Here is a 25076-nt window from a genome sequence, read left to right on the forward strand (position 1 = left end):
ATGATCGAGCCGACCGAGGCGAGCGCTATCGCTACGAAGCGCCAATTGCGATTCAAGATCCGCGGACTCGATTGCCAGAATGAGGTGCGCCTGCTCAAGGAGGCCCTCCTCCCCCTTGGCTTCGACGAGCGGCATTTGTCGTTCCAGCCGAAGCGCGGACTCCTCGACATCGAAGTCGAGGCGGTCCTCGAGGTGGAGGCAGTGATCGCGGCGGTGTCGACCACCGGGATGACAGCCGAATGGCAAGCGCCTGGCGCCACCAAAAAGGATGAAACGACTGCTGATGAGTGCAGCGGCTGTTCCGGCGACCGGCCACCCGTCGAACAGGCGCGTCCGGATCCTCCGGATAGCGTCATCTTCAAGATCCACGGCATGGACTGTGGTGACGAAGTCGCGGTTCTCAAGCGCGAAGTCGGGCCGGTCGTCGGGTTGGAGAACCTCTCGTTCGATCTCATCAATGGCCGCATGTCGGTCGCAGGTGCGTCCGATGCCGTGCATCACGCCGGAATATTGAAGGCGGTCGAACGCACCGGCATGCGCGCCGAACCTTGGAAAGAAGGTGGAAACACCGCCGGTGCGCAAGGCGAGCAACGTCGGCGCCGCGTTCAGGCGGTGCTGACGATCGCCAGTGGCGTGTTGGTCGTGGTGGGTTTCACGATCCATGCCGGTGCGAGCGGCCTCGCTGCGGTGCTGCACGAGAGCCTCGCGCGCGAGGCCCACCCTCCCCTCCTGGCCATGCTCGCCTACTCGCTGGCGATCCTCTCGGCGGTCCGATACGTCGCTCCCAAGGCCGCCCTCGCCGCGCGACGGCTCAGGCCCGACATGAACCTGCTCATGATCGTCGCGGTGGCAGGCGCCCTCGGCATTGGGCAATGGTTCGAAGCCGCGACGGTCGCCTTTTTCTTCGCTCTCGCGCTTGCTCTCGAGGCATGGAGCCTCGGACGTGCTCGCCGTGCCGTCGCGGCACTCATGGACATCGCGCCCAACTCCGCCCGAATACGGGATGCCGCAGGCGTCGAGCAGGATGTGCCGGTCGCGGACGTCGCTGTCGGAACGCAGGTGATAGTTCCGCCTGGCGGCAAGATTCCGCTCGATGGGCGCGTGGTTGCGGGGACGAGCGCGGTCGATCAGGCGCCGATTACCGGCGAGAGCGTCCCCGTCACCGTCGCACAAGGCGCAACGGTCTTTGCGGGAACCATCAACGGCATGGGAGCGATCGAGATCGTAACGACCCGGCCGGCCTCCGACACGACGCTCGCCCGTATCGTGCGCATGGTTGGCGAAGCGCAGAGTAAACGGGCGCCGACCGAGCAGTGGGTGGAACATTTCGCGCGGATCTATACGCCCGTCGTGATGGCGCTGGCGCTGGCGGTATTCCTCGTGCCGCCGCTTCTACTCGGGGGCAGTTGGGCCGCCTGGTTTTATCAGGCGCTGGTGTTGCTTGTCATCGCCTGCCCTTGCGCCCTGGTCATCTCGACCCCGGTCAGCATCGTCGCGGGGCTGACCGGCGCAGCCCGACAGGGCGTGCTGGTCAAGGGTGGCGTCCATCTCGAGACGCCGGCCCGCATCACCGCGATCGCCATCGACAAGACGGGCACGCTCACGCTTGGGCGTCCCAAGGTGGTCGAGCTGGTCCCGTTTGACGGCCGAGACGAGCTTGAATTACTGGCGATCGCGGCTGCGATCGAAGCGCGAAGCGAGCACCCGATTGCGCGTGCGATCCTCGATGCCGCGGCGGAACGCGGCGTTGACGTGGTCCCCGCAAAGTCCGTGACAGCATTGCCCGGCAAAGGCGTGGTTGGTGCGATCGACGGTCGCGAGGCCTGGGTCGGATCGCCGGGCTATCTTGTAGAGCGACTTGAGGACGCTGGCGATTATGCGCTCACCGCCCATTTGCATCGGATAGCCGCAGCTGGTCTGACCGGGATCATCGTCGGTAAAGCGGAGGCAGTCATCGGACTTATTGCGGTCGGTGACGCGGTGCGTCCCGAGGCCAGACAGATCGTCGCGCAACTGCATGAACTTGGCATCGCCCGGGTCGTGATGTTGACTGGCGATGGCCACGCGCCTGCCCAATCCATCGCGCGCAATACCGGTATCGATGAGGTCCACGCCGAGTTGCTTCCCGAACAGAAGGTCGAAGCGATAGAAAGCCTGGTAGCGCAACACGGCCATGTCGGGATGGTCGGGGACGGCGTCAATGACGCGCCGGCCATGGCGCGCGCCGGTCTTGGCATCGCGATGGGCGCGATTGGCAGCGATGCGGCGATCGAGACAGCGGACATCGCACTGATGCAGGACGACCTCTCCCGTCTGCCGTGGCTCATTCGGCATTCGAGGGCGACGCTCGCCATCGTCCGGCAGAACATTGGCTTCTCGCTGGCGGTGAAGCTCGTGTTCGCAGGCCTGACGCTGATTGGCATGGCGTCCCTCTGGGGCGCGATCGCGGCGGATGTCGGAGCGTCGCTCCTGGTCGTTCTCAATGGCATGCGTCTTGTCGGTCGAGATCAGCGAGTGCGATAATCCGATTATCCAGGACAGCAAAGCGACGATCTACGGGCATCCAACACCCAGGAGGAATGCACTGATATGACCGGACAATGTGCCGCAGGGGTCGACACGGGTTTCGTGACACTGGGCTATGCCAAGGTCGCACTATTGGGAGTGGTGCAAGGTATCACCGAACTTCTGCCGATTTCCTCGACGGCCCATATGCGCATCGTGCCCGCCCTGTTGGGATGGCGAGATCCCGGCTCCGCTTTTTCGGCCGCGATGCAGCTCGCCGCGCTCGCTGCCGTCATCAGCTATTTCTGGCAGGACGTTCGCCGCCTGGTGGTCGGTTCTATATCGGCAATCAGCCGTCGGCAGTTCGCCGATCCCAATTTCCGTCTGGCGATCTGGATCGCTCTTGCGACAGTCCCGATCGTGCTGGCGGGTGCCCTCCTGTCCAACAGCCTCAACACATGCAACTCGCCCCTTCGCAGTCTTACGGTGATTGGCTGGGCCTGTCTCTGCATGGCACTCCTGATGGCGATGACCGAGATCACGGCCCGTCATCGCCGGACCGTCGAGAGTTCCTCGCTTGTCGATGCGCTTCTGATCGGGCTCGCTCAGGTTGGTGCCTTGATTCCTGGCGTCTCGCGATCGGGTTCGACCCTAACTGCGGCTTTGGCCCTTGGCTTCAAGCGCGAGGAGGCGGCACGCTTCTCCTTCCTGCTGGGTATCCCGGCGATCGCTGTCGCCGGATCGAAGGAGTTAACGGAGCTGAACAAAGCTCATCTCGACACACAGGGCTGGTCCGTTTTGGCCCTCGGACTGGTTGTCGCGTCCGTTTCTGCATTCGCAGCCATTTGGGCGCTGATGCGGGTCCTTGAGCGATTCTCCGCTTGGCCATTCGTCATCTATCGCGGAGCGCTTGGCGTTCTTCTGCTCATTGCGACCACTAATGCCTGGTTGGTCTAACAGGGCGCGAAAAAAGCCTTCCCCGATGAGGTTTAGGGTGATTCAGTATCGTCGGGGTGATGAGAGGGCGATGCGATGCGCGGCGGCGACAGGTAAACGGCGGGTTTGTTTTCCTATATGAGTTGCGAGGCTCGGGTTCCGGCTGATCATCCTTTGCGGCCGATCCGCGCGATCGTGGACGAGGCAATGAAAATTTTGCCGCCCGATTTTGAGGCGATGTGTTCGCCGATCGGGGGCTAAAATCCCGCGCCGGTTGAGAGTGTTTCTCCACGCGCGGTTAACAGCAGCTATCGGTAGGCGATACAGACCAATTTGGGGAGCCGGTTGCTCATTACGTATTCCCTTTGTTCCGATAGGCGAGCAACCGGAGCGCGTTGCAGACGACCAGCAAGGTCAACCCTTCGTGCATCATGACCGCAGGGCCGATACCGAGCCCGAGGATCGTCGCGGGCACGAGGAATGCGACAACGCCGAGGCTCACGAACACGTTCTGGCGGATGACCCAGCGCGTGCTGCGACTAAGTCCGACCGCGAATGGCAAATGTGCCAAATCGTCTGCCATCAGAGCCACGTCGGCCGTCTCCAAGGCCACGTCCGACCCGGCGGCGCCCATGGCGATCCCTACCGTCGCCGTCGCCATGGCTGGGGCGTCGTTAACGCCGTCACCAACCATGGCGACCTTGGTTTCGGCGCGGAGCTTCTTGACCGCCTCAACCTTGTCTTCCGGCATAAGGTCACCCCATGCCTCATCGATGCCGACTTCCATGGCGATCGCATCGGCTGCTCGCTGATGATCGCCCGAAATCATAACCATCCGTTTGATGCCGATCGCGCGCAGATTTCTGAGCGTAGCCTTCGCCGCCTCCCGCGGCGTATCGAGCAGGCCGATCGCGCCAAGGTCTTTATCGTAGCGGCGCGCGATTATGCTAGTCTGCCCGCTAGCGCGCAGCTTCTCGATAGCGGCCGTCATCTCGGCCGACAGCGGGGCAATGCCGGCAGTGCCGAACATCTCGGCTTTGCCGATGAGCACTTCATCTTCAACGACAACCGCCGAAACGCCGCGACCCGTCAGACTCTTGAGATTGTCGGCCTGAGGGGGCGCCAAGCGATTTGAGCTAATCCAGCAGAGCAACGTGTGTGAAAGGCAAGAGCGTTGAGACCACTAATCGGGACCTGAATCGGCCTCGCTGTCCGAGACAGCGGCGTCAGTCATAGTAATTAGGGGTACTACTGCCTTTGCGGCCAAATCATCGAGACCCTCAGTAATCCATCTTGAATAATGGCGTTCGATCATTGCGACAGAGGTATCGTGCAATGCCGCCACGAGCCGAATGGGAAGACCCACTCTGATACCCCTGACGATCGAGCTGTGTCGAAGCGCATAGGGCACGAGATTCGGCAGATTTTCCTGATCCGCCACTTTCTTCCAGAATCGCGTCAGTTCCGACGCCGTTTGCCATGCTCCACGATCCGCGCGCACCCAGGTTGCCGGTGCCGTCTGCTTATGTCGCCAGCGCTCCAAAAGCGTGGCGGAAGCGGGGCGCGAAACGAGGATAGGCTCCAGGGCAGCAAGGACATCGGCCCCCACTTGGACGCGGATACGGGAAACCGTTTTTCCCTTTCCTTTCCGCGATGGCGGGACCATCAACCTCGATTGATCGCATTGTACGTCCCGGACTTGCATCCGACGGAGTTGCGAAAAGCGCGCGCCCGTCGCCGCCAGCAATATGATCACCCGAGCCGCATCCCCATCCGGGTCGAGCGACATCGACGTCGCAATCAGCCTAGCGACTTGCTGGTCCGTCAAAATCTGATTTTCGCGCACGCCAGAATCGGCCTCACCTTCCGGAACGGACTGCGCGACAAGCCCGTGCCTGATGATGATCGCAAAATCCGGCGGCAGAACCTTTCGATGCCGGCGATACGTGTCGTTGAGTGCAGCCTTGAAATCATTCACCAGCCGTTTGCGTGTGCTGGCCTTCATATCGGCCAGCCCATCGGTCCATGCGCGGAGGTTGTCCTCCGAAAGAGAATCGAGTGGCAAATGGCCTAATTCACTGCCCTCCAGCACGTGCAGCTTCAATCGATGGGCATCCGATTTTACAGCGCGCCCAATCCTCGCCTTGTCGCGCGCGTCGCGCATGGTGACGTAGGCATCCACTGCCTCCTTCACAGTCAACTCGTTTAGAGCGGTCGCCGCTTCCTCCAGCTTGATGGTTTGCGGGCCGATGCGGGTTTTTGAACCCGCGCGCAATTGTGACGCAAACCAATGTTCAGCCTTCTGCTTTGCCTGGCTCCAATTGAGGATTCGATCGCCGTCGGCCTCCTCGGAATCGTCACACAACGCGAGGCGATAGGTCAAATAGACAAGCTCGTCGCCGGACGGAACACGCATCCGCGCGACCCATCTGCTGCGCTTCAGACCCTTAAAGTATCCCAGGTGACGCCCCTCTTCGAGCGCGCGCCAATACGGCTCCGCCCTCGCCCTGAGCCTTTGTCGAGCCGCTCGAACTTGGAGATTCGCTTCCTGGACCTGCCTACTCATCGAGCACCTACGTAATGCTAGCATCCGGATACCGCTTGACGCGGGAAGTTACGGCCGCGCGCGCCGGAACCTGGTCGTTGTAGCAGGAAAAAAAATCGTGTAAAATCGTGTAATATACCCCCTCGGACGAAATCGGACGGTCATGGATATTTTCCATTTATTATAATTAGTTAAAATAGACATGAACGTGTCCGAGCGCATCCAGAATGCTTTAAAATCAGTACTCTCACGGCGAAAACACGAGTTCGATTCTCGTAGGGGTCACCAGCGTTTTCAATGGGTTAGCGACAGTTCGTTTCCATTGAATCATTTTTCTCCCATGTTTTTCTCTTGGCGCTTCCGGGATGTCCCAGGATTTCCTTGGAAACGCCGCAAGCTGACGACGGCGCGCGTCGGCGGCCGATTTCAGCACGCCGGAGCTCCACCTGCTCGAGCGCGATACCAATCGGCGGCCAGAACCTTGTGGCTCGCGCTCGCAGCCTGCTCGCGCGCGTGGATCGGGCCGAGCCCGGTCCTGACACCGTCGAGCCTAATGCTGCTGCGGCAATGAAAGGCACTCGGCTATAGACCCGACGTCCGAGCAAGACCGCCAGACTCAGGCCCGTAGCCCGCTTCGTGAGCAGCAACGGATCAGATTGAAGCGCAGTAGTCGCCTCCATCACACGAACCGGCAACGAAGCTCCGTCATATGGGATATGGCGCCGGCTGAGGGGGTGGCGGAGGCGCTGGCGCCGCAACGGTCCCGATGCTTGCCATTGCCATGTCCGAAATCGGTGCCAGCTGCGCACGGCCAGCAAAATGGGTCAGGAGCATCATCAGCAAGATGGCTGCCGCGCCGAGATAGTTCAGCGAAACGACGAACTGCAGCCAATCGACGGAAAGCACCATAAAGCTCTTCGCGAACATCACGACGACGCTGCCGAGATACCCCGAGGCGTCGGCGATATAAATCAGAAAGCCGGCATTACCCGTCCGTCCCGTGGCAGCGAGCAGCCGATCGAAGTAGATTGCTTGGAACGAGGTGTAGCCAAGATAGAGACCCGCCCCTGACAGGATCATCCACCCTATCGGTCCGAGCACGCCGTTCTGGAACGCCAGCGTTGCCAGAAAGATCGTCGCCGCCCCCAAGCATATCAGGAGATTGAGACAGCGTAACGCCCGCGCGCTGTCGCGGATCGATACGGGCAGCATAGGCTACAGCTCGAAGCCAACATGCAGCGCTCGACAATTAGGTATTGGGTATATCGTCTCCTGAATTCACTGGAATTCAGCTCTCCTATGAGAGAGGATCACTTCAGTAGACGCGCATGCTCCGATCGGCGTTGCGTGCCCTCTCCGCACTGACAGTCACCTAAAGGCAGGGACGGGCAATGCCGACATCACCCAGGAGCTGCCACGAGTCTTTCTCTTCAGATCTATAAGTCCGAAGCGCAGTAATTCCACGCGCCTTCGTAAAGTGCCCATGAATTCCATTTTGCATCTCAGTGTCCCGGCACAAAAATTCGAACTCTACACCTGAAGAGTATTTTTTTGTTTTCTTACAAGATAACTCGGCAAATTTCCATTGATCCAAATTAAAACTATCGCGATCTATCAATATAAGATTCTTTATGTAGAAAAAATTTTTACGTCTATCGATAATTACATTGAGCCTTCCACCATCCACCATTCCATCGCCGTGCGCGCTCTCCATGTAATATAGCCCATCATGCCCGCTATAATTCAATACCATGGAATCTTCCTTTCCACGATACTCATATCTATTAGGGATTCTGCATGAAAAATTCATGCCACCATCAGAACATGCTGATATCGCAGAAGCAACCAATAGCAATGATATGATGAATTTCACGGCAAACTATCCAACCTTTCAGCGTCATGACTATATGAACCCTGACGTATAGTATTGAATAGCCCTCCCCGTCTCTCAGAAGCGCTGCTGGGTACTCTGCGGCCCCTGCGCGATCCGATAATCCACCGGGCCGGCCATGGTCAGCGTCTGCTGCCAGACCTGTCCGGCATAGAGCCGCTTCGCCGGCAGCGTCACGCACACCGTCGGTCGCGCGGGGTCGCACTGCTTGCCCTCATGGACCTCGACATTGCTGTTGCCGGCATTGCGCAGCGTCAGCACATTGCCGTTCCGCTCGCCGACGACGTTCACCGTCGGCCGCGCGGGGCGATAGATGACGAGCACGTCATAGCCGATGAGCAGCTTCAACGCAGTGACCGGCGCGCTGACGGGCCCCGCCACGGGCTTGACGGCGACGCGGTAGATCCGGTCCGTCGCCCCGCGCGGCACGATCGCCGCGATCCGGATGAGCTTGTGCTCGCCGGGCTGCAGGATCAGCCGCTGCGGCGTGACGAGCAACCCGCCGATGCCGGGGTCCGTGATCGGCGTCCTGGTTTCGCCCGGCTGGCCGGGAGACACGATCTCGGCGGGCTCGACGGTCACATAGGAGACCTCGGTCCCGTCATTCCATATGTCGATGTCCTGCGCGATCGCCCCGGACGGCAATATGTCGACCACCGCCTGGCTGAGCACGATCCCGGCCCTGGCCGGCATGGCGGCCAGCCCCATCGCCGCAAGCACGGCAAGAATGCGCGGGTTCGGGGAGAAATGCTTCAAGGTCGGCATTGGACGTCTCCGATTGCGGAATAGTCGTTCTGCGAGGGTTTCGCGTCGAGCTTTACCCGGCATGTCCGGCCGTCGGTCGCATGCACCATGATTTGCGCATCGCCCGGCGCCTGCAACTGAAAATAGCCCCGCATGTCGGTCGCGGCGATGGCGCCGTCGGCAACGATGTCGGCATTGGCGACGGGGCTGCCATCGGGCCATGTCAGCCGCCCGAACATCGCCAGGACCAGATTGGCCTTCCAGTCCAGCGCGGCGACCGTGCCCGGATAGACGTCGACCGATCGGGTCTGCGCGTCGAAACTGACCAGTTCGTTGCCGACCGGACGGATCCGGACCTTGTATCGCCGATAGGGGGTGACCGCCAGGTTCAGATGCTCGCCCGTCCGGATCTCGCCGCGCGGCGCATCGTCGACCAGCACCACGAAGCGCGCGGCACGGGCATTGCCGCGCACCCCCACGCTGATGACGCTGTCATTCTGGTCCCGCGCGCCGATATGGAATATCCCCCCGCCCGCGGCCAGCGCGGTCTGCGCGGTCAGGGCATATTGGCTGGCGCTGCCCGTCCCCCCCATGCGGTGGACCAAGCTCGCCGAGGCAAAGCCCGTGGCATTGCGCTCGCTGGCCGAGGCCTGGAGCACCGTGCCGTCGCCGCTGTGCTGGACGGTGCCCGACGCATCGAGCTCGCCGCCCAGCACCCCGCTGCGATGGATCGAAGCCGACACCTCCTCCACATCGTCCAGCCGGCGCTGCCGATCGCCGAGCCCGGTCTGCGCGCCAGTTTGCACACTGAATGAGGATCTATTTCCAAATACCTGTAATTGAAGTCCAAATGCGATGGATCGGCCCCAGTTGGTGGCGGCATATGCGCCATTGAAGGTGAGCTGGAGCTGCCGGCGGCGCAACACCGTCCATCGTACCGTCGGGCCGATCGCATAGGATGTCGGGCGCCCTTCGTCATGACGCAGATAGGCGCTGACGCCGATCTGCCCGCCGCCGACGAAATAGGAGACATTTCCGATCGCTTGAGCAAAGCTTGCACTAGCTCCCTGAAAACCCTGAACAATAGGGTTAGCAGATGAGAAATTGTCATAGACATAGTCGGCGAGCGGGATCAGCGGCGCGCGATCGCGGCTGTGCACATAGCGCAAGTCGAAATTATAGCCGAATGCGCCACCCGTCGTGGAGCCCGCCTGCCCGACAATGCCATAGTCGCCCGCACTCGATCCCAGCACCGCGAGGCGCGTCTGGAAATTGGGGGCGAGATAGGTGATCCCGACTTCGGTCAGCGCCTTGCGGTCCGTCATCATCACGGTCGCGTCCCAGGCGATGGTGGGGCCGGCACGCCCGGCCAGCCCCGCCGTCAGCAGGGGCACGCGCGCGACGGACAGCCATTTGTCCTTCCGGTCCACCGCCAGCAGGCCCGCATTGGCGAAGAAGGAGAGATGCCCGACCGGGGCAATGGCAGTGCTCTTGGTGAAGAAGCGCCGCTCGATGCGCGCCACCCCGCTCGCTTCCTGGATGCGGATCTCGACCGGATAGGAGCCGTCCGGCAATGCGGTGGTATCGAGCGTCTGGTTGCCGGCCTCGAAGCTGTGGGAGCTCACCAGCCGGCCCTCGACATAGATGTCGACGCGCGAACGCTGGCCCAGGAAGACGATGAGCGGGCTGCCGAACAGCTGCATCCGGTCCGCCCGCGTGTCGAACTGCGAGGCGATGCCGACGCCGAGGATACGCCTTCGCCCCACCAGATCGGCGCCGGGCGCATAGAACAGCCCGGCGCTGTACCGCGTGCCCGGCCGGTCGAGCTGGGCCGCGAGCGTATCGACATCGAGCCCGCGCCCGGAGGAGACCGAAGCCTCGGAGACGAGGCGCGCATTCCCGGCGCCGATGATCGCGCGGTTGTAGAAATTATAGTTGAGCGCCTGTCCGTCGCCGCCCGCAATGGCACCGCCCACCACGTCGACGAAGGTCAGGCCCTTGCTATAGGGCTGGAGGAAACGATCGGCAGTCGCCGCGCGCACCGCCAGCAGGCGCGAATTCAGATACAGATCGATGCGGAAGCGCCGCGGATCGAACACGATCGCGGCCGCCTCCGGCTTCGGGGCTTCGCAGGGGCTCGACGTGTCGGCGCACAGGAACCGCGCGTTCGCATCCAGCACGCCGGTCAGGGCATGGGTGACGGCCCCGGCATCGGCGACATTCGGGATCGCGGCGACGACGCTCTCGGGGCGCGCGAACCGGACCTCTCCGGGCCTGGCCTCGACATCGAACTGCCCGATCCGGGTGCCGCCGAAGAAGACGTCGGCGACCAGCCTCTGCGTTTGCGCGAGCGCGGCGAAGTCGCTGGGCATTGCCGCCGTCACCACCACCGGCCTGGCCGGAGGCGCGCCGCCGCCGGGAGCCTGCCCCCCGCCCTCCTGCGCCGCCGCCAGGGGCATGGCGCCCATGCCCGCCGCGGCCAGCAGCGCGACCAGCGCGAGGCGTATCGCACGGCGCATCCGCATCAGTTCGCCGCAAGCATGATCGTGAGCGTGCCGCTGTAGTTCCCGGCGGTGGCCGTGGTCAGCGCGGCGCCGCGCAGGATGATGATGAGGCTCGAATTGGTGACCTGAAGAAGCGGGCAGCTCAGCAGCGCCGTCTGCCCGGTCAGTGCCGCACCCGACACGAGGTTGGTGCCCGAGCTCTGCCCGGCGGCGGAGCCGTTCCACTGGACTTCATAGGGCAGCACGCTCGCACCGTTGGCGAGCGTGAACGCGCCGCCGGCGCCGGATCCCGTCGCCGTCAGCGTATAGCGGCCGCCCAGCAGTCCGCTATATGCGCACACCGACTGGCTCTGGATCTGATCGATGCCGACATTCGAGATCGTGCCGAACGACACGTCGCTGAGCTGGGTTATCTGCACATTCTGGGCGCAAGCCGGCACGGGCCTTGCCGCCAGCAGGACGGTTGCGAGCAATCCCGCCGCCACGGATAGGGAACGGGAGCGACCCTGCATGGCCGGACCCTCCCTGACCGCCCCGCGGCTATTGCGGCGTCACCAGCAGGGTCAGCGTGCCCGTGTAGCTGGCTCCCGCCGCCATGCCCTGCAGGTTCGGCGCGGAAATCGAGACGATGAGGCTCGAGGTCGTCGCGGCGCCGGTGCTGCAGGTCGGGTTGGCGGCAGTCGTGGTCAGCCCGCCGAGCGCGGTTCCCGCGGTCAGCGCGCTGCCGCTGGTCTGCCCGGTGCTCGCCGCCCATTGCACGGTGTAGGGCACCGTCAACGCGCCGTTGGCGAGCGTGAAGGCGCCGCTCGTGCCGCTGCCGGTGGCGGTGATGCTGTACCCCTTGGTCGCGGTGTTGCTCCAGACGCAGTCGCTCTGCGAGCTGGTCGCCGCGGTGGCCGGATCGACGGCGGAGAAGGAGATGTCGGTCAGGCCGGTGATCTGCGCGCGATTCGCGACGCTCGCCGTGATGCTGACCGATCCCGTCGAAGTCGCGCCGAGCGTTCCCTGGGTGGAGGAAAATGCCGGCGGACCCGCCGTCAGTGCCCCCGCCGCCGCGCACAAATATGCAGCCCGGCGGGCGGTGATGGAAATCTTGCCGATATTGGTCGCCATCATACTCTACCTCGTTCCTGAGGTGCTACGAAAACTTCTCGTTTCTGGCGCCAGACTATAGAATCCGGATTAAGCTATCGTCGCTCCACGATCTCGGTAAAATCCGTATTATCAGGATAGTTAGCGCCGGAATGGGAATCCCGGCCGCCACCCCGCCCGCACATGGGCCCGCCGCACTATGGCGTTCATAAGCCCTCGGATTCCTCCGCCGGCACCTGCCACCGTAATAGCGTAATTTACGGCATGCCCGCCCAGGGCCGACGCCGGCAAGCACACCGCACCGGGGGTCGCCGCGATCGCGCCTTCGCCGCGAGCAAAGTTGCGACATATTCATCGACAGAATAGTACCGATCCAGAGGAAATTGCCCGGAAATCAATAGCTGGACCGGTTCCGAACCTTCCCAACTTTGATACATATTTGCACCTAGACCGGCAGCTTCATTGCGCGTCTAATATCGCCGGTACAACCTGACAGCACGAAAGGTGCGCTGGTGACAGGCTTCAAGCTGACCCCGCTCCGCTGGCGCGCCATCGGCATCGTCCTTGTCCTGCTTCTGGTCATATTCGCGGCCTGGCGGTGGAGCGCCTCCCGCGAAGGCGCGCCGGGCGGGCGGCATCGCGGCGGTGCGGGCCAGCCGATCACCGTGGGCGTCGCGCATGTCGGGCGGATCGACATGCCGATCCGGCTGGCGGCGATCGGCACCGTCCAGCCGCTGACCACCGCCACGGTGCGCACCCAGATCGCCGGCACGCTGTTCAGCCTGCACTTCACCGAGGGGCAGATGGTGGCGAAGGGGCAGCTCATCGCCCAGATCGACCCGCGCCCGTACAAGCTCGCGCTCGCCCAGGCGCGCGCCAACCTCGCCCGCGACCTGGCCCAGCGCGACATGGCCGCGACCGATCTCAAGCGCTACCAGGGGCTGCTGGCGCAGGATTCGATCGCGCGCCAGCAGGTCGAGACCCAGGCGGCTACTCTCAAGCAACTGGACGGCACCATCGGCGCCGACCGTGCGGCGATCGGCACGGCCGCGCTCAACCTCGCCTATACGTCGATCCGCGCGCCGGTGAGCGGGCGGATCGGCCTGCGCCAGGTCGATATCGGCAATTACGTGACGCCTTCGGACACGACGGGGCTGGCGGTGATCACTCAGATCGATCCGATCGACGTGACCTTCTCCTTGCCCCAGAACCAGATCGCGACGCTGCAGGCACGGCTGGCGAGCGGCGGCGAGATGCCTGTCAACGCCACCGATTCCACCGGCGCATCCACGCTCGCCCAGGGCCGCTTCCTCACGCTCGACAACCAGATCGACCCGACCAGCGGCACGGTGAAGGCCAAGGCCCGCTTCGGCAATGGCGGCGGCGCGCTCTTCCCGAGCCAGTTCGTCAACGTCTCGGCCGAGATCGGCATCGTCCATCAGGGGCTCGCCGTGCCGGTCAATTCGGTGCGGCACGGCGCGAACGGGGATTTCGTCTTCGTGATCCAGCCCGATCGCACGGTGAAGCTCACGCTGGTGAAGCTGGGACCGAGCGACGGCACCAACATCATCGTCGCCAGCGGGCTCCCGCAGGGCGCGATGGTGGTGACGGACGGGGCCGATACCCTGGATGACGGTGCCAGCGTCACGCTGCCGGGCAAGCAGGGTACCGGCGGCGGCAGGGGCGGCACGGGCCAGCCCGGCGGCGGGCACAGGCACCGGCACGGCGCAGGCCAGTGAGCGCGGACGAACAGCCCGGCCCGGTCGAGCGGGCGGGCCCCTGGCACGTCTTCATCCTGCGGCCGGTGGCGACCACGCTGCTGGCGGTGGCCGTGCTGCTCGCCGGGCTGGTCGCCTATCGCGTGCTGCCGCTGTCCGCGCTGCCCGAAGTCGACTATCCGACGATCGAGGTGCGCACGCTCTATCCCGGCGCCAGCCCGGACGTGATGGCGCTCACGGTCACCAGCCCGCTCGAGCGCCAGTTCGGCCAGATGGCGGGGCTGGCGCGGATGTCGTCGCAATCCTCGGCCGGCGCCTCGGTGATCACGCTCCAGTTCAAGCTCGACCTGTCGCTCGACGTGGCCGAGCAGGAAGTGCAGGCGGCGATCAACGCAGCGGGCACCTTGCTCCCGTCCGACCTCCCCGCCCCGCCCATCTATGCCAAGGTGAATCCCGCCGACGCGCCGATCGTGACGCTCGGCCTGACTTCGCGCACGCGAACCCTGGCCCAGATCGAGGATCTGGCCGACCAGCGCCTCGCCGCCAAGATCTCCCAGATGAGCGGCGTCGGCCTGGTGACGCTTTCGGGCGGCCAGCGGCCGGCGGTCCGCATTCAGGCCAATGTGCAGGCGCTGGCGTCGTTCGGGCTCTCGACCGAGGCGCTGCGCGCGGCGATCACCGCCGCGAACGCCAATGCCGCCAAGGGCAGCTTCGACGGCCCCACCCGCTCCTGGTCGATCGACGGGAACGACCAGCTCGGCACGGCGCAGGAATATCGCGACCTGATCGTCGCCTGGCGCAACAATGCGCCGGTCAAGCTCAGCGACGTCGCGAATGTGGTCGATTCGACCGAAAACGTGCGCCTCGCCGCCTGGATGAACCGCACGCCGGCGGTGATCGTCGACGTCCAGCGCCAGCCCGGCGCCAATGTGATCGCGACGGTGGACGCGATCAAGGCGACGCTGCCCGCGCTCGAGGCCCAGCTTCCGCCCGACGTGCACGTGACCTTGCTCACCGATCGCACCGCCGGCATCCGCGCCTCGGTGGCGGACGTGCAGATTGAGCTCGCCTTCGCGGTCGTGCTGGTCACGCTGGCGATGTTCCTGTTCCTGGGCAGCCCGCGCGCCACTTTCGTCGCCAGCCTCGCGGTGCCGCTCTCGCTCGTCGGCGCCTTCGGCGCGATGTATCAGCTCGGCTATTCGATCAACAACCTGACGCTGATGGCGATGACGATCGCGGCGGGCTTCGTGGTCGACGACGCGATCGTCGTCATCGAGAACATCCAGCGCCATATCGAGGAAGGCGACACGCCGCTTCAGGCGGCGCTCAAGGGATCGGGCGAGATCGGCTTCACCATCGTTTCGCTCACCGTCAGCCTGATCGCGGCGCTGGTGCCGCTGCTGTTCATGGGGGACGTGGTCGGCCGGCTCTTCCGCGAGTTCGCGGTAACGCTGTCGGTGACGATCGTGATCTCGGCCGGCGTCGCGCTCACGCTGGTGCCGATGCTCTCGGGCCGCTGGCTGCGGCGCGAATCGGAGGAGCGGCTGATCGCTCCGGTCCGCTGGTCGCTCGCGACGTTCGACCGGGTGGCGCACGGCTATACCCGCGCCCTCGCCTGGGTGCTGGAGCGCCAGCGGCTGGTGCTGCTGCTCTTCGCCGGCACGCTGGCGCTCACCGCGCTGCTCGCCTTCGCCATTCCGAAGGGGCTGTTCCCCGAACAGGACACCGGCCAGCTCCAGGCAGTGGTGGCCGGGCCGCAGGAAGCCTCGTTCGCGCGGATGCAGGCGATCCAGACCCAGGTGGCCGACGCGGTGCTGCGCGATCCCGACGTGGACAGCCTGAGCGGCAATGTCGGCGTGGACGGCGTCAACCCCTCGCTCAACCAGGGGCGGATGCTCATCAACCTGAAGCCCCAGTCCGAGCGCGGCAGCCAGGCCGCGCTGCTCGACCGGCTGGCGGAGCGCGTCCATGGCATCCCCGGCGTCCAGGTCTATTTCCGGCCGGTCCAGGATCTCACCATCGATTCGGAGGGCGGGCCGACGCGCTACCGCTTCGCGCTGCAGGGCGCGAACCAGGCGCAGGTCAACCAATGGGCGCAGCGGCTGACCGCGGCGCTGCGCCGCGAGCCCGCGCTCGCCAACGTCACGTCCGACGTGCTCGACCAGGGCCGGGCCGTGACGGTGACGATCGACCGCGAGAGCGCCGGGCGGCTGGGCATCAGCGCCGCGACGATCGACAGCGCGCTCTACGACGCGTTTGGCCAGCGCATCGTCTCGACGATCTTCACCGCCGCCAGCCAATATCGGGTGATCCTGGAGAGCCAGCCCGGCATGCTCACCTCGCCCGATGCGCTGAACAGCCTGTATGTCCCCACATCGAGCGGCACCTCGGTCCCGCTCGGCACGGTGGCGCGGTTCGACAAGGGCACCGCACCGCTCCTCATCACGCGCGTCGGCCAGTTCCCGGCCGCGACGATCGGCTTCGATCCGGCGCCAGGGGTCTCGCTGGGCGCCGCGGTGGACGCCGTGGCGCGGGTGGAGGCGAAGATCGGCGTGCCCGCGTCGCTCGACACCCATTTCCAGGGCGCGGCGGAAGCGTTCCGCAGCTCGCTCGGCAACGAGTTCTGGCTGATCCTCGCCGCAGTGGTGATCGTCTATATCGTGCTGGGCGTGCTCTATGAGAGCTTCATCCACCCGCTCACCATCCTCTCCACCCTGCCGGCCGCCGCGGTGGGGGCGCTGCTCGCGCTGATCCTGTCGGGCGAGGGGCTGGGCGTGATCGGGATCATCGGCATCGTGCTGCTGATCGGCATCGTCAAGAAGAACGCGATCATGATGATCGACTTCGCGATCCGGGCCCAGCGCGAGGAAGGGATGGAGGCCGATGCCGCGATCCGCCAGGCGGCCCGGCTGCGCTTCCGCCCGATCCTGATGACTACTTTCGCGGCCCTGTTCGCCGCGCTGCCGATGATCTTCGGATCCGGCATGGGCTCCGAGCTGCGCCAGCCGCTCGGCCTCGCCATTGCCGGTGGCCTGATCGTCAGCCAGCTGCTCACCCTGTTCACCACGCCGGTGATCTTCCTGGCGTTCGAGCGGCTGGGCGCGCGCTTCGGCCGGGCCGGGCCGCCCGCGGAGGCACCGGCGGCGGCATGAACCTCTCCGCCCCCTTCATCCGCCGGCCGGTCGGCACGCTGCTGCTGACGCTGGGGCTGATGCTGGCCGGGGTGGCGGCGACGCTCTCGATCCCGGTATCGCCCCTGCCGCAGATCGACCTGCCGACGATCAGCGTCACCGCGACGCTGAACGGCGCCAGCCCGTCGAACATGGCCTCCAGCGTCGCCGCGCCGCTGGAGAAGCGGCTGGGCACGATCGCGGGGGTGACGCAGATGACCTCCGCCTCGTCCACCGGATCGACACGGATCACCCTGCAGTTCGACCTCGGCCGCGATATCGACGGCGCCGCGCGCGACGTGCAGGCGGCGATCAACGCGGCCCGCGCCGACCTGCCCGCGACGCTGCGCACCAACCCCACCTATCGCAAGGTCAATCCCGCCGACGCGCCGATCATGATCCTGGCACTCACTTCGGACCGGCGCAGCCCCGCCGAGATCTTCGACACGGTCTCCGCCATCGTGCAGCAGCGCCTCCTCCAGGTGGAGGGCGTGGGCGATGTCGAGCTGGGCGGCGCGGCGCTCCCCTCGGTACGGGTCGACGTCAATCCGCTCGCCGTGGCCCGCTACGGCATTCCGCTGGAGGATGTGCGCGCGGCCCTGTCGGCCAGCGCCGCCAATCGTCCGCGCGGCCTGATCGAGGGATCGGGGCTGGCCTGGCAGATCTATGCCGACACGCCGGGCGTGCGCGCCGAGGATTTCCGCGACCTGCCCGTCGCCAGCCGCAACGGGACGCTGGTGCGGCTCCAGGACATCGCCAATGTCCATGACGGGCCCGAGGACGTGCGCACCATGGGCCTGTTCAACGGCCAGCGCGCCGTCATGGTGGTGATCACCCGCCAGCCGGGCGCCAACATCGTCGCGACGGTGAACGCCGTGAAGGCGGCCCTGCCCCGGCTCCAGGCGTCGATCCCCGCCGATGTGAAGCTGCACCTCGCCAGCGACCGCACCACCACGATCCGCGCCTCGCTGCGCGAAGTGGAGATCACCCTGCTGATCGCCACGCTGCTGGTGGTGGGGGTGGTGAGCCTGTTCCTGCGCTCGCTGCGCGCCACTTTGGTGCCCGCCATGGCCGTGCTCACTTCGCTGCTCGGCACGGTGGCGGTGATCTACATGCTGGGCTTCTCGCTCAACAACCTCTCGCTGATGGCGCTCACCGTGGCGACCGGCTTCGTCGTCGACGACGCCATCGTGGTGGTGGAGAACATCGCCCGCCATATCGAGCGCGGGATGAAGCCGGTGCAGGCCGCGCTCACCGGCGCGCGCGAAGTGGGTTTCACCGTGCTCTCGATCTCGGCAAGCCTGATCGCGGTGTTCATCCCGCTGCTGTTCATGGGCGGCGTGGTCGGGCGGCTGTTCCGCGAGTTCGCGGTGACCATGTCGGTGGCGGTGGCGATCAGCCTGGTGATCTCGCTCACCGCCACGCCGATGCTCGCCGCGCTGGTGCTGCGCCGCGAGGAACGCCCGCCCCGCTTCGCGCAATGGTTCGAGCGCGGTTTCGAGCATGTGCGCGCGCGCTATTCCCACGGGCTCGACCGCGCCCTCGCGCATCGCGGCATCACGCTGGCGCTGCTCGCCGCGACGGTCGCGCTCAACATTGCGCTGATCGTCCAGGCGCCCAAGGGCCTGTTCCCCGAACAGGATACCGGCTCGCTGATGGGCGGCGTGCATGTCGATCAGAGCATGTCGTTCAGCGCGGTGCAGTCCCGGCTCGTCCAGATCGTCGGGATGGTGAAGCGCGATCCCGCGGTGGCCGATGTCGTGGCCTTCACCGGCGGATCGCGCACCGGCGGCGCGTTCCTGTTCATCATGCTGAAACAGGGCAAGCGCGATCCCGCCCGCACGGTGATCAACCGGCTGCGCCCCCAGCTCGGCCGGGTCACCGGCGTCACGGCCTTCCTCAACCCGGTGCAGGACCTGCAGACCGGTGGCCGCAGCGCCAACAGCAGCTATCAATATACGCTCCAGGCGAACGACCCGGTCACGCTGCGCGCGGCCGGCACCAAGCTGGTGGAGTTGATGAAGCGCGAGCCCCAGACCTTCACCGATGTCGATATCGACCAGCAGGATGGCGGCTCGGAGACCTATCTCACGGTCGACCGCGTCGCCGCGGCACGGCTGGGGATCACCAACCAGGCGATCGACAACGCCCTGTACGATGCCTTTGGCCAGCGCCAGGCGGTGACGCTCTATTCGGGGCTCAACCAATATCATGTCGTGCTGGGCGTCGCGCCCGAGTTCAGCACCTCGCCCGAGGCATTGAACGGCACCTATGTTCCCGCCGGCGCCGGCAGCGCGGCGGCGGCGGCCGTCTCTGCGCCGGTATCGACCACGGGCGCCGGCCGCGATGCCTCGACGGGCAACGCTGTGAACACCACGCCCGCCACGATCGTGCCGATCTCCACCATCGCGCGCTGGCAGAACAACTCGACCCCGGCGATCGTGAACCACCAGGGCGGCGAACCCTCGGCCACCGTCTCGTTCAACCTGCCGAACGGCGTCACGCTCGGCCAGGCGGCGGCGCGGCTGATCGCGATCCAGCGCGGCGCCGGGCTGCCCGCCACCGTGCATGGCGGCTTCGCCGGCAATGCCCAGCTGCTCCAGCAGTCCATGGGATCGATGCCGCTGCTGATCCTGGCCGCGCTGGTCGCCATCTATCTGGTGCTCGGCATCCTCTACGAGAGCGCGATCCACCCGATCACCATCCTCTCGACCATCCCCTCGGCCGGCGTCGGCGCGGTGGTGGCGCTGATGCTGGCGGGAATGCAGCTCGACGTGATCGGGCTGATCGCGATCATCCTGCTGATCGGCATCGTCAAGAAGAACGCGATCCTGATCATCGACTTCGCGCTGGACGCCGAGCGCGGGCGCGGCCTCGCCCCGGTCGACGCCATCCGGGAGGCGGCGCTGCAGCGCTTCCGCCCGATCGTGATGACCACGCTCGCGGCGGCGCTGGGCGCGCTGCCGCTGGCGATCGGCTTCGGCGAAGGTGCGGAGATGCGCCAGCCGCTGGGCGTCGCGATCGTCGGCGGGCTGGTCGCCGCGCAATTCCTGACCCTGTTCACCACGCCGGTGGTGTTCCTCGCCCTCGACCGGTTCCGCCGCCGCAGCCCGCATGAGCGGCTGTTGGCACGGCACGACCCGGACGAACCCGGACTGGAGCCCGCATGACCCGAACCCGCCCCCTGCTCGCCGTGCCCGTGCTTGCCGCGACGCTGCTCTCCGGGTGCAACCTGGCGCCGCCCTATGCGCGGCCGAGCATCGCCACCGTGCCAGCCAGCTTCAAGGAAGCGCCGGGATGGCGCCCCGCCACCCCTTCGGATGCCATGGCCAAGGGCGAATGGTGGACGATGTTCGGCGATCCCGTGCTCGACGATCTCGAGCGGCGGGTGATCGTCTCCAACCAGAATCTCGCCGCGGCCAAGGCCACCTATGACGCGGCCCGGGCGCTGGTGCGCGAGCAGCGTGCCGCCGCGCTCCCCACGGTCAGCCTGCAGGCGAATGCGAACGACAGCGGGCCGCTGGCGGCGAACAGCAGCATCAAGCCCGCGGGCTCGATCCAGCTCGGGCTGCAGGCCAGCTGGGAGCCCGATCTGTGGGGCAAGATCGGCAATACCGTGTCGCAGGCCCGCGCACAGGCACAGGGAAGTGAGGCCGATCTCGCCAATGCCACGCTGTCGGCCCAGGCCGAGCTGGCGCTGGACTATGTCCAGCTGCGCGGGATCGAAGCCCAGAAAGTCGCGCTCGACGCGACGGTGGTGGATTATGAGCGCGCGCTCACCATCACCACCAATCTCTACAATGCCGGCGTGTCGGCGCGTGCGGACGTGCTCCAGGCGGAAACCGCCCTGCGCAATGCGCGCGGCGATGCCGCCGACCTGATCCGCCAGCGCGCGCTGCTCGAACATGCGATCGCGGTGCTGGTGGGCGAGAATCCCTCCACCTTCTCGATCGCGCCCGCCGCGACCTGGAACCGCGCGGTGCCCGAAGTGCCCGCCATCCTGCCCGGCGCGCTGATCGAGCGCCGGCCCGACATCGCCTCGGCCGAGCGCGGCGTGGCGGCGGCCAATGCCAATATCGGCGTCCAGCGCGCCGCCTTCTTCCCCACGATCGGGCTCACCGGCCAGATCGGGCAGCAATCCTCGGCGCTCGGCGCATTGTTCGGAGTGGCGAGCAGCGCCTGGTCGCTGGGGCTCACCGGTGCGCTGACCTTGCTCGATTTCGGCGCGCGCACGGCCAAGGTGGACCAGGCGCGCGCGCAATATGCCCAGACGGTGGCGGCGTATCGCCAGGCCGTGCTTACTGCCTTCCAGCAGGTGGAGGACCAGCTCGCCGCCGTGCGCGTGCTCGATACCGTCGCGACCGAACGCGCGGCGGCCGCCACCGCCGCCAATGCGGCGGAGCGGATCGCGCGCAACCAATATGGGGCGGGCACGGTCGCCTATTCGAGCGTGATCGTGGCGCAGAACACCGCGCTGGCGGCGCGCAACACGGATATCCTCGCCGTGGTCAACCGGCAGGTTGCCGCCATCTCGCTGGTCCAGGCGATCGGCGGCGGCTGGCATGCGCCGGATCCGGGCACGCCGCTGCCGCGATGACCGCACCCTCGCCGGCAGGGCAAGGGTGCGGGCCATGACTTACCGGCGCTTGACCACGCGCTGCTCGACCACCTGATCGAGGGTCCAGCGAATGGAAGAGGCATCTGCCGGCGGATTGGCGATCTTCTCCTCGATGATCCGGATGCGATATTCGATCCCCGGCTGCGGCTCGAAGCCGACAATGCCGCCATAATGGAGCTGCCAGGGATCGCTTTCCTTCGTGCGCACCTGGAGGCAGGTCATCGGCGCGACGCCGGTGCACGGCCTGGTCTCGGCCGAGACATAGATGAACTTGCGCAGCGCGCTCGCGGCGGGCTTGTGCGCGGCGCGATAGGTCAGCGTGGCGCCCTTGGCGGTCCGCAGCACGAGGCGGTCGCCATCGATCCGGTAGGAGCGGACCGCCGCAAGGCTGGCGACATAGGCGCGCTCGGTCGCCATTGCGGGCTCGGGACAGGCCATGAGCGTGCTCGCGAACTGGCCCTTGCCGTCGCCGAGCCGGATCGTCCGGCCCTTCACCCGATAGGCGCCGCCGGCGCGATTGCATCCCGTGTCCGCGGAGAAGCTGTGGCGGCCGGCGTCGAAATCGAGGCGGAGCGGCCTGCCCTCCGGCAGCTTGCGGCCGCTCCATGCCACCAGATCCCAGTGATTCGCGGCCAGGGCGGCGGTGCCCGCCCGCTGCGGCGCGGGCGCCGCCATCGCAGTTGCGCCTGCCGAGGCCAGGGCGAGAAGGCCAATCGCGGCCCGACCGGCCCGATGCGAGAAAATCATGTCAAACTCCCGTTGATACTGGCGGCGCCTGTGAACGCGGCGGAATGAACGAGACGTGTCCCCGCCGTTGCCGGCCAGAAAGGCAGGCCGCGCCGGCGGGGCGTGACGGCGCGATCCTATGCCGGGCCAGCACGATTGACGAGAGCCCCCGGCTTCCCAATGATCGGAATGGTTCGGACACATCGATCGACGATGGCCGCAGGATGGGCGCAGTTCCGGCAGTGCCGGCGCGCGGAGAGGATGATGGCAGGCGTGACGACGGACGAGACACCGGTCTTTCCCGACAGCTTCAACATGGCCGACTATTTCGTGTTCGCGAACCTAGCCGCCGGGCGCGGATCGAAGACCGCCCTGCTGTTCGAGGACCAGGCGATCACCTATGACGAGGTGGCCGCCCGAGTGACGCAAGTCGCCGAGCGGCTCCTCGCATCGGGCCTGCTGCCCGAGCAGCGCGTGCTGCTGTGCATGCGCGACTGCCCCGAATTCGTCTATGCCTGGTTCGGCGCGCTCAAGGCCGGCGCGGTCGTCACGCAGATCAACCCGATGCTGCCGGCGGCCGACTATTCCTATTATCTCGGCTATGTGAAGCCGCAATTCGCCTTTATCGACGAGACCAGCCTGGACGCCTTCCAGGCGGCGCGCGCCCAGGCCCGGCATTGCCGGGATCCGAACGCGGTGATCCTGGTCGGCGAGGCACCCGGCCTGCCCGGCTTCGACGCCTGGATCGCCGCCCCCGCGCCGGCCGCGCCGCCGCCCTGGCCGACGCGCAGGGACGATCCGGCGGTGTGGCTCTTCACCAGCGGCACCACCGGGCAGAGCAAGGGCGCCGTCCATTGCCATTTCCACTTCGCCTACAGTACCGAAGTCTATGCCAAGCGCTTCATCGGCATGGCGGAGGGCGACATCACCTTGTCCGGCCCGCGGCTCTATTTCGGCTATGCCACCGGCACCAACCTGATGTTCCCCTTCGCCGTGGGCGCGACCGCGATCCTGTTCCGCGAGCAGCCGACCCCGGACAACCTCTTCGCACTGGTCGAGCGCCACCGCCCCACCGTGCTCACCAATGTGCCCACGCTGATCAACAAGATGCTCGAGGCGGAGGGCCGCGCGCCGGACCTGTCGAGCATCCGGATGATGTGGAGCGCCGGCGAGGCATTGCCGCGCGAGCTCCACGCGCGCTGGAACGCGCGCTTCGGCGTGCCGATCATCGACGGGATCGGCAGCGCCGAGAGCTTCCACATCTATATCAGCAACCGCCCCGGCGACATCCGCCCGGGCAGCCTCGGCAAGCTGGTGCCCGGCTACGAGGCAGATCTGCTCGACGACAGCGGCATGCCGATCGCCGGGGGCGAGATCGGCGTGCTGCGCATCCGCGGGGATTCCGCCGCGCTCTATTACCATGGCGATTATGCCAAGTCGAAACGCCACCTGGGCGGCGGCGCGATCGTCAGCGGCGACCTGTTCCGGCGCGATGCCGCAGGCTATTGGTATTATGAAGGCCGCGGCGACGACATGATCAAGAGCGGCGGCATCTATGTCAGCCCGCTGGAGGTGGAGGGCTGCCTGAGCGAGCATCCGGCGGTGCTCGAATGCTGCGTGTTCGGCCGCGCCGATGCCCATGGTCTCGAAAAGCCGGTGGTGGTCATCGTCCCGCGCCCCGATGCCCCGGCGGACGAAGTGCTGCAGGCGGAGCTGCTCGGCTTCGCACGAGCCCGCCTCGCCCATTACAAGGTGCCGCATCACGTCTTCTTCTCGCCCGATCCCCTGCCCCGGAACGATCGCGACAAGATGGATCGCAAGAAGCTGCGGGAGATCTGGCGATGATGCTCGGCGACCAGCCCTGGACCCGCGTGCAGGCCGCGCTGCGGAGCGGCGTGCCGGTGGTGGCGATCCTGCCGCTCGGCGCCGTCGAGGCCCATGGGCCGCACCTGCCGCTCTGCACCGACGTGATCATTTCCGAGGGCATGGCGCGCCGCGCCGCCGTGCTGCTCGCGCGGCAGGAGCTGCACGCCTTCGTGCTGCCCGCCCTCGCCTATGCCCCCGCCCATTATGCGGCCGAATTCCCCGGCACCATCTCGATCGGCGAAGCCACCGCCCGAGCGGCGATCCTCGACATCGCCGCGAGCCTGAAGGCCCAGGGCTTCGCCTGTCTGGCGCTGGCGAACAGCCATTTCGATCCGGCCAATGTCGCGATGCTGCGGGGCCTGACCGCGGAGGTCGCGGCGCTCGGGCTCCCCCTTGCCTTTCCCGACTTCACGCGGCGCGCGCTGGCGGCGGAGCTGACCGAGGAGTTCGTCTCCGGCGCCTGCCATGCCGGCCAGTTCGAGACCAGCCTGGTCCTTGCCGATCGGCCCGACCTGGTGGACGAGCCTGCGCGCGCTGCGCTCGCCGACAATCCGGCCAGCCTCGTCACCGCCTTCGCCGCCGGCGCGACGACCTTCACCGAGGCGGGCGGCCCCCAGGCCTATTTCGGCTATCCGGCCCGCGCCACCGCGCGGGAAGGCGCGGAGACTTCCGCGATCATGGCCGAGGCGATCGTGCGCGCGGTGCGCGCGGCGATCTAGCGGCGCCTCGCAAGACCTTCGGTCGCGCGCCGCGACAGGTTC

The 25076-nt window shown here is 66.1% G+C and carries 17 protein-coding genes and 2 pseudogenes; 9 read left to right on the forward strand and 10 right to left on the reverse strand.

The features are described 5' to 3' along the window. From ACIQCS_RS13225 to ACIQCS_RS13235, 3 genes and pseudogenes are all read left to right on the forward strand, one after another. A complete protein-coding gene (locus ACIQCS_RS13225; protein WP_286772171.1) occupies positions 1 to 2523 on the forward strand; it encodes a cation-translocating P-type ATPase in 2523 nt (840 codons plus the stop codon). A 66-nt stretch (positions 2524 to 2589) separates the two neighbouring features. After that, positions 2590 to 3462, forward strand: a complete 873-nt coding sequence (locus tag ACIQCS_RS13230; RefSeq protein ID WP_286772172.1) for an undecaprenyl-diphosphate phosphatase — start codon at positions 2590 to 2592, stop codon at positions 3460 to 3462. Between the two features lie 117 nt (positions 3463 to 3579). Then, positions 3580 to 3696, forward strand: a pseudogene (locus ACIQCS_RS13235) (IS5/IS1182 family transposase); the annotation flags it as partial. A gap of 97 nt (positions 3697 to 3793) precedes the next feature. Here the strand turns inward: ACIQCS_RS13235 and ACIQCS_RS13240 are convergent. The 9 genes and pseudogenes from ACIQCS_RS13240 to ACIQCS_RS13280 form a co-directional block, all read right to left on the reverse strand. Next, a pseudogene (locus tag ACIQCS_RS13240) lies at positions 3794 to 4558 on the reverse strand (HAD-IC family P-type ATPase); the annotation flags it as partial. Positions 4559 to 4624: 66 nt separating this feature from the next. Continuing rightward, positions 4625 to 5857, reverse strand: coding sequence for a tyrosine-type recombinase/integrase (locus ACIQCS_RS13245; RefSeq protein WP_286772173.1), 1233 nt, complete (start codon positions 5855 to 5857; stop codon positions 4625 to 4627). A 376-nt stretch (positions 5858 to 6233) separates the two neighbouring features. Further along, on the reverse strand, positions 6234 to 6419 hold the full coding sequence (locus ACIQCS_RS13250) for a hypothetical protein (protein ID WP_125618629.1): 186 nt from the start codon (positions 6417 to 6419) through the stop codon (positions 6234 to 6236). 272 nt (positions 6420 to 6691) lie between these two features. Next, entirely contained in the window at positions 6692 to 7198 is a 507-nt protein-coding gene (locus ACIQCS_RS13255; RefSeq protein ID WP_345851772.1) for a DUF5690 family protein, read from the reverse strand. Positions 7199 to 7358: 160 nt separating this feature from the next. Beyond that, a complete protein-coding gene (locus ACIQCS_RS13260; protein ID WP_345851770.1) occupies positions 7359 to 7859 on the reverse strand; it encodes a hypothetical protein in 501 nt (166 codons plus the stop codon). 75 nt (positions 7860 to 7934) lie between these two features. Further along, entirely contained in the window at positions 7935 to 8642 is a 708-nt protein-coding gene (locus ACIQCS_RS13265; protein ID WP_345851768.1) for a hypothetical protein, read from the reverse strand. Next, positions 8630 to 11146 carry a TcfC E-set like domain-containing protein gene (locus ACIQCS_RS13270; protein ID WP_345851766.1) on the reverse strand — a complete coding sequence of 839 codons (2517 nt, stop codon included), beginning with the start codon at positions 11144 to 11146 and terminating at the stop codon, positions 8630 to 8632. The genes ACIQCS_RS13265 and ACIQCS_RS13270 overlap by 13 nt, the downstream gene beginning before the upstream one ends. Next, complete coding sequence (locus ACIQCS_RS13275) at positions 11146 to 11598, reverse strand: hypothetical protein (protein ID WP_345851764.1); 453 nt, start codon at positions 11596 to 11598, stop codon at positions 11146 to 11148. Before ACIQCS_RS13275 ends, ACIQCS_RS13270 begins: the two co-directional genes overlap by 1 nt. A 67-nt stretch (positions 11599 to 11665) precedes the next feature. Further along, positions 11666 to 12238, reverse strand: a complete 573-nt coding sequence (locus ACIQCS_RS13280) for a hypothetical protein (RefSeq protein ID WP_345851762.1) — start codon at positions 12236 to 12238, stop codon at positions 11666 to 11668. A gap of 491 nt (positions 12239 to 12729) precedes the next feature. Between ACIQCS_RS13280 and ACIQCS_RS13285 the strand changes: the two genes are divergently transcribed. The 4 genes from ACIQCS_RS13285 to ACIQCS_RS13300 are packed head-to-tail and all read left to right on the forward strand — an operon-like array spanning position 12730 to position 21702. After that, on the forward strand, positions 12730 to 13956 hold the full coding sequence (locus ACIQCS_RS13285) for an efflux RND transporter periplasmic adaptor subunit (protein ID WP_345851761.1): 1227 nt from the start codon (positions 12730 to 12732) through the stop codon (positions 13954 to 13956). Then, positions 13953 to 17087, forward strand: a complete 3135-nt coding sequence (locus ACIQCS_RS13290) for an efflux RND transporter permease subunit (protein ID WP_345851760.1) — start codon at positions 13953 to 13955, stop codon at positions 17085 to 17087. The genes ACIQCS_RS13285 and ACIQCS_RS13290 overlap by 4 nt, the downstream gene beginning before the upstream one ends. Then, on the forward strand, positions 17084 to 20275 hold the full coding sequence (locus ACIQCS_RS13295; RefSeq protein WP_345851759.1) for an efflux RND transporter permease subunit: 3192 nt from the start codon (positions 17084 to 17086) through the stop codon (positions 20273 to 20275). Before ACIQCS_RS13290 ends, ACIQCS_RS13295 begins: the two co-directional genes overlap by 4 nt. Next, positions 20272 to 21702: an efflux transporter outer membrane subunit gene (locus tag ACIQCS_RS13300; RefSeq protein ID WP_345851757.1), complete on the forward strand. Its 1431-nt coding sequence runs from the start codon at positions 20272 to 20274 to the stop codon at positions 21700 to 21702. The genes ACIQCS_RS13295 and ACIQCS_RS13300 overlap by 4 nt, the downstream gene beginning before the upstream one ends. A gap of 39 nt (positions 21703 to 21741) precedes the next feature. Here the strand turns inward: ACIQCS_RS13300 and ACIQCS_RS13305 are convergent, their stop codons facing one another. After that, positions 21742 to 22398, reverse strand: coding sequence for an META and DUF4377 domain-containing protein (locus ACIQCS_RS13305; protein ID WP_345851755.1), 657 nt, complete (start codon positions 22396 to 22398; stop codon positions 21742 to 21744). 315 nt (positions 22399 to 22713) lie between these two features. On the opposite strand from ACIQCS_RS13305, the gene ACIQCS_RS13310 reads away from it, so the two are divergent. After that, positions 22714 to 24294, forward strand: a complete 1581-nt coding sequence (locus ACIQCS_RS13310; RefSeq protein WP_345851754.1) for a benzoate-CoA ligase family protein — start codon at positions 22714 to 22716, stop codon at positions 24292 to 24294. Continuing rightward, positions 24291 to 25034, forward strand: a complete 744-nt coding sequence (locus ACIQCS_RS13315; protein WP_345851753.1) for a creatininase family protein — start codon at positions 24291 to 24293, stop codon at positions 25032 to 25034. Before ACIQCS_RS13310 ends, ACIQCS_RS13315 begins: the two co-directional genes overlap by 4 nt. Positions 25035 to 25076 lie beyond the last annotated feature (42 nt).

It is taken from the genome of Sphingomonas sp. NPDC092440 (assembly GCF_044754985.1).
GTDB lineage: Bacteria > Pseudomonadota > Alphaproteobacteria > Sphingomonadales > Sphingomonadaceae > Sphingomonas.

Excerpts from the sequence above, each read along its gene's own strand:
- ACIQCS_RS13295 (WP_345851759.1), top strand. The coding sequence starts at position 17,084 with ATGAACCTCTCCGCCCCCTTCATCCGCCGGCCGGTCGGCACGCTGCTG.
- ACIQCS_RS13225 (WP_286772171.1), top strand. The coding sequence starts at position 1 with ATGATCGAGCCGACCGAGGCGAGCGCTATCGCTACGAAGCGCCAATTG.
- ACIQCS_RS13300 (WP_345851757.1), top strand. The coding sequence starts at position 20,272 with ATGACCCGAACCCGCCCCCTGCTCGCCGTGCCCGTGCTTGCCGCGACG.
- ACIQCS_RS13305 (WP_345851755.1), bottom strand. The coding sequence starts at position 22,398 with ATGGCGGCGCCCGCGCCGCAGCGGGCGGGCACCGCCGCCCTGGCCGCG.
- ACIQCS_RS13280 (WP_345851762.1), bottom strand. The coding sequence starts at position 12,238 with ATGGCGACCAATATCGGCAAGATTTCCATCACCGCCCGCCGGGCTGCA.
- ACIQCS_RS13270 (WP_345851766.1), bottom strand. The coding sequence starts at position 11,146 with ATGCGGATGCGCCGTGCGATACGCCTCGCGCTGGTCGCGCTGCTGGCC.
- ACIQCS_RS13265 (WP_345851768.1), bottom strand. The coding sequence starts at position 8,642 with ATGCCGACCTTGAAGCATTTCTCCCCGAACCCGCGCATTCTTGCCGTG.
- ACIQCS_RS13310 (WP_345851754.1), top strand. The coding sequence starts at position 22,714 with ATGGCAGGCGTGACGACGGACGAGACACCGGTCTTTCCCGACAGCTTC.
- ACIQCS_RS13230 (WP_286772172.1), top strand. The coding sequence starts at position 2,590 with ATGACCGGACAATGTGCCGCAGGGGTCGACACGGGTTTCGTGACACTG.
- ACIQCS_RS13245 (WP_286772173.1), bottom strand. The coding sequence starts at position 5,857 with ATGCGTGTTCCGTCCGGCGACGAGCTTGTCTATTTGACCTATCGCCTC.
- ACIQCS_RS13315 (WP_345851753.1), top strand. The coding sequence starts at position 24,291 with ATGATGCTCGGCGACCAGCCCTGGACCCGCGTGCAGGCCGCGCTGCGG.
- ACIQCS_RS13255 (WP_345851772.1), bottom strand. The coding sequence starts at position 7,198 with ATGCTGCCCGTATCGATCCGCGACAGCGCGCGGGCGTTACGCTGTCTC.